This window comes from Actinosynnema sp. NPDC059335 (assembly GCF_042752395.1).
Classification (GTDB): Bacteria; Actinomycetota; Actinomycetes; order Mycobacteriales; family Pseudonocardiaceae; genus Actinosynnema.
The window spans coordinates 1-9,469 of sequence record NZ_JBHYXZ010000152.1 but is presented as its reverse complement, the minus strand read 5'-3'; the positions used below and the strand labels follow the sequence as shown (position 1 = coordinate 9,469).

The 9,469-nt window shown below is 73.5% G+C and carries 2 pseudogenes; one reads left to right on the top strand and one right to left on the bottom strand.

Features of this window, described 5'->3' with window-relative positions:
- Nucleotides 1-1,122 (bottom strand): annotated as a pseudogene (locus ACFXGA_RS32765) (hypothetical protein); the annotation flags it as partial.
- Nucleotides 1,123-1,747: 625 nt separating this feature from the next.
- On the opposite strand from ACFXGA_RS32765, the pseudogene ACFXGA_RS32760 reads away from it, so the two are divergent.
- A pseudogene (locus tag ACFXGA_RS32760) lies at nucleotides 1,748-9,469 on the top strand (hypothetical protein); the annotation flags it as partial.

Here is a 9,469-nt window from a genome sequence, read left to right as displayed (position 1 = left end):
CGGGGGCAAGACCGGCGGCGGAGCCTCGGTCGGACCGATCACGAACCTGCCCGGCGCGTCCGGCGCGAACCCCGGTGGGACGCGCGGGACCACCGGCGTGCCCGGTGCCTCGACGGGTGCGGTGCCGGGCGGCGGCCCGACCGTCAAGGGCGGCCCGACGCCGGGCACGGCCCCGGTGACCGGGGTGTCCACGCAGCCCGGCGCGGGTGCCGCGGCGTCGAAGCTCACCACCGGCCTGGGCGGCACGCCCGCGTCCACCCCGCCCCCGATGGCGGGCGGGCCGATGGGTGGAGCGGCACCGGGTGCGGCCGGTGGTTCGGACCGGTCGAGCAAGTTCACCGGCGGCCCCGGCAAGGGCACCTTCGACGCCCCGAAAGGCCCTGCCGCCGACGGGACCATCACCAAGGCCCCGCCCAGCTCCTCGTCCACCCCGCCGCCCGCGCCCAAGCCGACGATCAGCGCACCGGCGGCCCCGAGCGTCAGCGCGCCGGGCGCACCCACGACCTCCACCCCGCCCCCGACGACGACCTCCACCCCGCCGCCGAGCACGGCCACGGCCCCGCCGACGACGCCCAAGCCGGCCGCCGGGGTCCCGTCGACCGGCACCCCGCCGGTGGGCGCGCCCCCGGTGGCGGGCGCACCGGCCGCGGCCCCGCCGGCTGCGGGGAGCACCGGGACGGACCGGTCGAGCAAGTTCACCGGCGGCCCCGGCAAGGGCACCTTCGACGCCCCCAAGGCCCCCGCCGCCGACGGGACCATCACCAAGGCCCCGCCGACCTCCCCGTCCACCCCGCCACCGGCACCCAGGCCGACGGTCGGCACCCCCGGCCTCACGCCGCCTCCGGTCTCGACACCGCCGGTGTCAACGCCGTCGGGGTCAACGCCACAGGTGTCGACGCCGCCGGTTTCAACGCCGCCGGTTTCGACGCCACAGGTGTCAACTCCGCCGGTCTCGACTCCTCCGGCCGCCGTTCCCCCGGCAACCGCCCCGCCGACCGCGAGTGGCACGAGCGGAACCGCCAAGCCGAGCGGTCCGGGCGGTGTGTTCGACGCGCCCAAGCCTCCGGCAGGCGACGGCACGGTCAAGTCCGCCCCGGCGGCATCCCAGGTGCCACCGACCACTCAGCCGAAGCCGGCCACCCCACCGATCAGCACGCCGCCGATCAGCACCCCGCCGGTCAACTCCCCACAGGTCACCCCGCCTGTCACCCCTCCGCCTGCCACCCCTCCGCCTGCCACCCCTCCGACTGCGAGCGCGCCGACCACCAACCAGCCGACGACCGCCCAACCGACCACCGCCCCACCAGGCGCGAAGGCACCCCAGGTCTCCACCCCGCCCGCTTCGCCACCGCCTGCCACGCCGCCCGCTTCGGCACCGCCGGCGTCGAAGCAGCCGATCTCCGCCCCGCCGGAGGCAACGCGGCCTGCCCCGACTCCACCTGCCCCGACTCCACCTGCGCCGACCCCGCCTGCGCCGACCCCGCCTGCCGCAACGCCTCCCCCGGGCGCACCCCCGGCCAACCCGCCGGCCGCCACGGCACCGCCCGCCACTGCGCAGCCCACCACTGCGCCACCCATCCCCGGCACGCCCACCCCCGGCACGCCGCCGCACGCCGCCGCCCCCGCCCCGGCCTCCCCGCCCGCCCCCGGCACGTCGCCCTCCCCCAAGCCGTCCACCGACCCGGCGCCGGCCGACACCAAGACCCGACCCGCGCCGGACGGCCAGGCGCAGCCCCCGGTGGTCGGCGTGGTCGCGCCGCCCGTCGCCCCGCCCCTCCCGCCACCCCCGTCGAACGCCAAACCGAAGGTCCGCAGCGGCGGCGCGCCGCCCAAGTTGGACCCTCCCGCCGCACACCCCGGCAAGGACGTCCTCGCCGACGAGTCGTGGCGGCACGACCCCGCCAAGACCGCCGACTGGTTCGCGCCCGACAACCCCACGTCCCCCGACGCGTGGAAGGACCGCCGTCCCGACGCGCACGTCAAGACCGTGAACACGGTGGTCGCCGACGTCACCACCGACAGCACGCCCGGCAGGATCAAGTCCTACCAGGGCCTGATCAACTACGACCTGCGCCGCATCGAGGTCGCGCCCGGCAAGTTCGTGCAGGACTACACGGTCAAGGTCCACCTCAAGCCGGGCGCCGACCCGGATGTCGACGCGCAGACCATCGCGGACGTGCAGGCCAAGGCCAAGGCGGGCGTGGACAGCCTGCTCAACCAGGGCTTCCGCCTCCCCAGCGGCGACCAGTTCCACCTCAACCTGGAGTTCACCACCGACCCCAAGGACGCCCACACCGTCATCGAGGTCGGCAACACCGGCACCGACCAGACCCACTGGAACCCGAACGCGAGCGCCAACCTCCTCGCCCACGAGACCCTGCACTACTTGGGCGTCCCGGACGAGTACACCGACTCCACCCGCGTCTTCCAGCAGCACACCACCGCCTCCGGCGTGCACCTGGACGACGGCGGCATGATGGGCCGCGACATCCTCGGCCCCGACCCCGGCCTGCGCCCCCGCCACCTGTGGCTGGTCGAGCGCGCGGCCAACAGCCAGGTCGCGGTCCCGGACACGCGGCTCGACGACCAGGGCCCCACGATCACGCCCCCGGCGACGACCACGACGCCGGTCACCACGGCGCCGGCCCCGAACCCCTCGACCCCCGGCCCGAACGCGCCCAACCCGAACGCGACACCGCCGGACGTCCCCGGCAGCCGGCCCGCGCCGAGCGGCGGCAAGCGCAAGCGCGACGGCGAAGCCGACGCCGACCTCGACTTCGACGGCGAGATGGACGTCGACACCGACGTCCAGGACACGTCCAAGCGCCCCCGCACGGACGACGTGCCGGGCTCGTCCGGCCAGGTCCCGCCCGCGCAGCAGCCGTCCACCCAGGGCATGGACCTCGACGTCGACCCGACGGCCGGGGTGACGTGGGACAGCGACGTCAACGCCCCGCTCGACGCGGCGGCCGACGTGGACATGCCCGACGCCGACACCGTCACCGACGTGACCGGCCCGGTCGTGGACCTCCGCAGCGACGCCACGACCAAGTTCAACGACGCCTTCGCGAACCTCGCCAACGGCAAGCCGGTCCACCAGCCCACGCCGGGCGGCTACCTGGCCGACCTGGAGGCGAACGTCAACAACAACAGGCCGGTCGCCTTCGTCGTCAACGCCATCGTGCCGATCAGCGACATCGACGCGAACTCCCTCAGGGACGTGGTCGGCCAGATCACGGCGGGCGCGCAGGGCCTCGACGGCAAGGTCGCGTTCGTCATCGGGGTGAACACCCGCGGCGACGACAACCCGGACGCGCAGGCGCAGGTCGAGGCGAAGCTGGCCGAGCTGGAACCGGTGCTCGCGGGCATCGACGTCCCGGTGGCGCTGACCGGCTTCACCTGGGACATGCCGTCCAGCGACAACCTGCCGTACGGCACCATGCGCAACACGACCCTGGACAGCACCCCGAACAAGTTCGCGATCTCGGCGATGGCGAACAACGGCAACCACCCCTACATCGCGGTGCAGGACTTCGACCAGGGCTCGCGCAACGTGCCGTCGGGGCAGCACATCTTCAACCACGTCATCGACAGCATGGCGAACCCCGACGGCCTGCCGCCGGCCCGCCCGCTGATGTTCAGCGGCGGCTACCGGACGCCGCCGGACCTCGACGCGCTGGTCCGGGACGTGGAGGCCAAGCGGGTCGCCACGATCGCCAAGCTCCAGGCCCAGCCGAACCCCGACCTGGCCGAGATCGCCAGGCTGGAGAAGGCCGCGGCCAAGCTCGCGGACGCGGAGAAGTTCAAGAGCGACTTCGCCCGGCAGATCACGCAGGACATGGACGCCCGCGTCGAGCAGGCCAAGACCAGCCCGATGCTGCCGTACACGCCCGAGCCGAACCTGTTCTTCGACGGCATCGCGCCGATGGTCGACCCGAACGTGCGGTTCGGCGACGGCGGCGCGGAGTTCTCCATGCTCGGCCGGTCGCTGAACAACTTCTTCGCCCACGAGATCGGCTCCATCTACGACCAGCAGATCGCCGACATCGAGGCGAACGCCAACACCGACGTCGACATGGACGCCGACGTCACCGCGGACACCGACGCCGACATCGCCGACCGGAAGGACGCCCGGCTGTCGCAGCTGGCGGTCGACGCCCAGACCTACAGCCACCCGATCCGCACCCAGGCGTTCATCTCCGACTTCAAGGGCGGCGCGGTCGAGACGGACCTGACGCGCATCGCGCTCGGTTACGCCAAGAAGGGCACGCTCCCCCAGTCGCACGCCCCGCTGGGCGGCGTCGCGGACCGCTTCTTCGACACGAAGAACGACAAGAGCGGCACCAGCCTGGGCGGCTTCCGGGACAAGTTCCCGAACCTCGCGGGCATCAACCGCGACCCCACCAACCTCGGTGCCGACCCGAACCCGCAGCTCAACCCGAACCCCGCGATCACGTCGCCGCCCAAGGACGACCCGGGCGCGCCGCCGCCCCAGCCGACGACCGGGCCGCAGTTCAAGGAGGTCGCCAAGGTCGCCAAGGACCTGGGCGTCGGTCGCGGGCACGACATCGACCAGTCGATGTCGACGCGCGTGCCGGGCCACCCGGACGTGATGGCGGGCCTGGACCAGAGCAGCCGGATCGTCAAGACCGTCGCGGGCGTCAACACCGCGATGTCCGGCCCGGAAGCGTCGATGCAGCGCAGGTTCGGGGCGATGAACAACATCGCGAACCTGCCGTCCACGCGACCGCCCGCCCCGAACGGCCTGTACGACGCCGTGGGCAAGGTGCGGGGCGTCGACCCGGCGCAGCTGCGCAACGACGTGACGGGTTACGTGTCGTCGCTGAGCGCGGACACGGGCAAGCTCAAGGGCCCGGCCAAGAAGGCGGCCGAGGCCGAGATCGAGGTGCGCGAGCAGCTCTCGGACTTCGTCACGGACCACCCGACCACCAACGGCGACCTCGTCAACTCGGTCCTGCAACCGGGTCCGAACCCGGGCTTCGACCCGTCCACCATGACGGAGATCCCCGACGCGGTGTCGCGCGACGTGATGGCGGGCCCCGACACCCACCCGGACGGTGGGCCGGCGGAGAAGGGCCCGCTGCCCGACGTGCCGGACCCGGACCAGGTGCGCGCCGACGCCGAGAGCGCGGCGAACGCCGACCACATCGCCGCCCAGGCGCTCGCGACGCAGCTCCGCACGCCGATCGTGGTGCACCACCCGGGCGGCCGGACCACGACCTACACGCCGTTCGGCAAGGACCTGCCCGCCGTGGACCCGATCCACGTCGACGCGGTCCAGGGCCCGAACGGCCGCAGCACCTACACGCCGCACACCGGTCCCGCCGCCGGGCCGGTCGGCGGTCCCGTCGTCGAGGGCACCCGAGGGGCTCCGACGCCCGAGGTCCCCGGCACCAGGCCCGCCCCGACGCCCGAGGCCCCGGCAACCCGGCCCGCGCCGACGCCCGACGTCCCCACCACCGCGGCCCCGAGCGCGCCCGGGACCGACAGCCGCTCCAGGGACCTCGACACCGACGCGGACGTGCAGCCGCCCAACGCGCCGCGCCCGCGGTGGCGGCCCACGCCGAACCCGGTCATCCCCATGGCCACCATCAGCCCGCCCACCCCCGGACCGGTCCTCACCTCGAAGAACCTCCCCGACTTCTTCCAGGACAACCAGGCACTGGGCACGATCGCCCCGGTCGAGGTGCGGGGCGCGGCGAAGGTCGCGGAAGCCGTCGCCGGGCTGCGCGCCGACGACAAGGCGGCCATCGAGACCGCCCTGACCTCGGACTTCGAGTCCTTCCTCGGCCACGGCCGCGACTTCCAGGTCAAGATCGGCAACAACTGGTTCGAGGCCAACGTCCAGGCCACGATGATGCCGCCGGCCGACCCGGCCGCGGCGGTCACGACGCCGACCACGACCACCAAGGTCGACATGACCGCCCAGAGCGGCACGGCGACCTCCACCACGACCACCCTGGCCACGGCGAACGACGTCGGCGCGGCGGCCACGGCGGGCGTCGCGACCGGCCCCTACGGCTCGCTCGGCGGCAAGGCCCAGCTCGCCACCCCGGCGACGAGCACCACCGCCTCGACCTCCACCGCCGACCAGCGCATCATCCGCTCCGGCGAGGGTTCGACCACGGCGCAGGTGCCGGTCGCCTACCGGATCACCCTCACCGACGCGCACGGCAACGTCCAGCCGACGATCACGGTCGACTCCGACCCGAGCGGCCCGGTCGACGTGACCCTCCAGATCCCGGACGACCTGTCGACCATCGCGGACTCGAACCCGACGCTCGCGGCGAACCCGGACACCCCGAGCGCGGACTGGGGCGCGCGCATCGAGCACGCCGTGCCCGAGGCCGTCACGAACGTCGACTCGACCAAGGCGTTCTCGGACGTCGCGGCGAAGCTGCACCCGTCGATCACCAAGATCGGCTCGCCGGGCCGCACGGCGCTCCAGACCTTCCTGAGCCCCACCACGCTGCGCGACAACATGGGTGCGATGCTCACCGGCTGGGTGACCTCGCCGGACCTGGTCAGCCCGCACGCGAGCAAGGGCGCGGCGGTCCAGGCGCACGCGACCCTGAAGGACGCCGAGCTGGTCGGCGTGCACGACTCGGCCCAGCTGCGCCTGCACGACTCGACCTCGTTCGGCACGGGCGTCACCGCGACCACGAAGACCGGGTTCGACGCCACCGCCGGGTTCGGCGGCAACATCGGCCAGGCCGGCGTGCTCGGCGGCCAGGTCGGCACGACGGCCACGTACTCGGCGCGCACGGCGGACAGCTCGAACGCCGGCACGAACACCGCGCACAAGTCCGGCATCCAGCTCAAGGGCCAGACCGGCCTCTACAAGGTGACCGCCGACGTCGAGGTGCGCACGCCCAGCGGCGCGAACGTCACCGTGCCCGTCACCACCTACCTGCGGCTGGGGCTGCCGGAGGCGGCGGCGCTGAACCTGCCGGTGCCCGAGGGCACGCAGAAGGGCACCACGAAGCCGACCGACACGCCCCGCCACGCGCCGCCCTACCTGGACTCCGCGTTCGCCGCGGGCAACGCGCGGGTCGGCGACTTCGAGCCGGCGAGCCGGGTGCAGGCGCAGGTCGAGGCCGCGCTGAGGAACGTCGACGGCTTCCGGGACTTCCTGCCGAACTGGAACGACCCGAACGCGAACCCGCGCAGCGGCAAGGGTCAGCGCTTCGCGGACGTGGCCCGGCAGCTCGCCAACCAGCGGGCGCTGAACCAGCTGTCGCCGACCGCGCTGAAGTCGAACATGGACAGCCTGCTCGGTCCGGGCGTCACCGTCCGGCTGAAGAACTCCGACGCCACGACCAACACCTACGTCAACATCACGGTCAAGGCGAAGCTGTCCGACACCCGGCACCTCGGCCAGGCCGACGCCCGCAACGTGCGCGACGCGTCGTCGAGCGGCCCGAGGCTCGACAGCGCCACCGCCACCACGAAGGGCTGGAGCGGCGGCGTCGAGGGCAAGGTGGTGATCCCGGCCAAGACCGCGGACGCGACGCTCACGCCGACCCCGCAGTTCGGCGCGAAGTACAACCACTCGTGGACGGTGAAGAACACCGGCGGCCCCGCGGTCAACTCCACGTCGTTGAACGTCGGCAGCCCCAACGCCCAGGTGTTCCAGGGCGACGTGGAGTTCGAGGTCGAGATCACCACGTTCACCCGGCCGCGCTCCTGGGTGCAGCGGGTGACGCCCGGCCTGCCGGGTCAGCACGCGCCGCAGCCGCGCGTGGTGGCGCGCACCGTGGGCGCGTCGCTCGACCCGAACGCGCCGAACAACCCCGAGATCCTGCCCGCGATCAGCGGCAAGGTGAACCTCTGGGTGTCGGACAGCTCCACCCTGAAGGTGGACCCCCAGGGCTTCAAGCCGGGCGACCCGCAGGTCACGAGGCTGACCGACGCGCCGTCGGTGAAGGACCTGCTGACCGACCGCACCCGGCCGAAGCCGCCGGAGTTCCTGCACGTCGAGGCCGTCGCGAACACCACCGCGCTGCGCGACCAGGCGATCGACGCGCTCAACCGCGCGGCGAACGGCGACTCGGCGCTCACCGTGCCGGGCACCGAGTCGCGCAACCAGATCGACCGGATGTTCAGCCCGGAGAACATCAAGGCGAACCTGCGCAAGCTCGTCGAGACGGGCATGCAGGAGCAGGGCCTCCGGTACGACCGGCGCGTCACCGACCGCACCGGCTCGGTCGGCATGGCGATGACCCTGGGCAACCCGAAGCTCGTGTCGATCGCCGACGACACCGGCACGGAGAACGCCCTCACCGGCGGCTACAAGGCGGGCGACGCGTCGTCCACGAGCCGATCGGTCGACCTGACCGCCGGCGTCAACGTGCCGATCAGGCCGAACACCACCCCGCCGCCCGCCGGCGAGCCGACGCCCACGAGCGGCGCCGGCGGCGTGGCCGCGGTCGGCAAGTACACGCCGTGGGCGGACTCGAAGTCCGACGCGCGCGAGGTCGGCGGCAGCGTGGACCGCAACGTCGTGACCCCGGCGGACGCGCGGACCGTGCTGATCCAGCTCGACGCGGACGTGACGATCGTCGGCGAGAGCCGGGCGGGCAACGTCGTGCACGGCGGCACGCCGCGCGCCGAGGGCGCGACGGTGAAGCTGCCGAAGTCGGTGTTCGTGCGGGTCAGCGAGGACGTGGCGCGTGAGTTGGGCGTGCTGCCGAACGTCGCGCCGACGGTGAAGTCGCCGGACTTCGGCGCGATGGCCCCGCCGAAGACGCTCGCCAAGGACGAGCCGGGCTCGCTCGGCCTGTCCGCCGTCGACCGGGTGCCGGACCTGTCCGCCGCGGTGGACGACCTGGTCTCGCAGGTGAACGCGAAGACGTCGAAGCGGTTCGGCGGCCCGCTGGTGCCCGACTCGGTCCTCAAGGACTCGATGAACAACCTCCAGCGCCTGGTCGACTTCTCCTCGCCCGCCTCGGTGCAGGCCATGATCGACAGCGCGCTGGACGGCGGCGTGCCGCTGCTGGTGCACCAGCCCGGCACGTTCGGCAAGGACTCCTACCAGGTCACGCTGCGCGCGAAGGCGGGCGAGCCGAAGTTCGACCGGGTCGTCAACGACGGCGTCGACGTGGAGCACACGATCGCCGGCTCCGAGAAGGTCACCGCCGGGCAGGGCCGCGGCTCGGGCTGGGGCGTCGGCGTCAAGGCCCCGGGCCTGGCCTCGCCGGGCAGCGCGAACCCGAACGTCTCCGGCACGGCGGGCGTCGTCGCGTCGGCGAACTACGGGCACGCCAAGTCGAGCACCGTCACCGACGCCACCACGCGGCAGTTCGGCCACCTGCGCGCGGGGGGGGGGGCGGCCGCGCCGGGGCGGGGGCGCTCACATGCGCCGGTGCGGCCCAAGTATCTCGACCGCGGGCGGCGCGAAACCCAGACACGACTCGTAGACCCGCACCGGGTCCTCCCGCACGTCCAC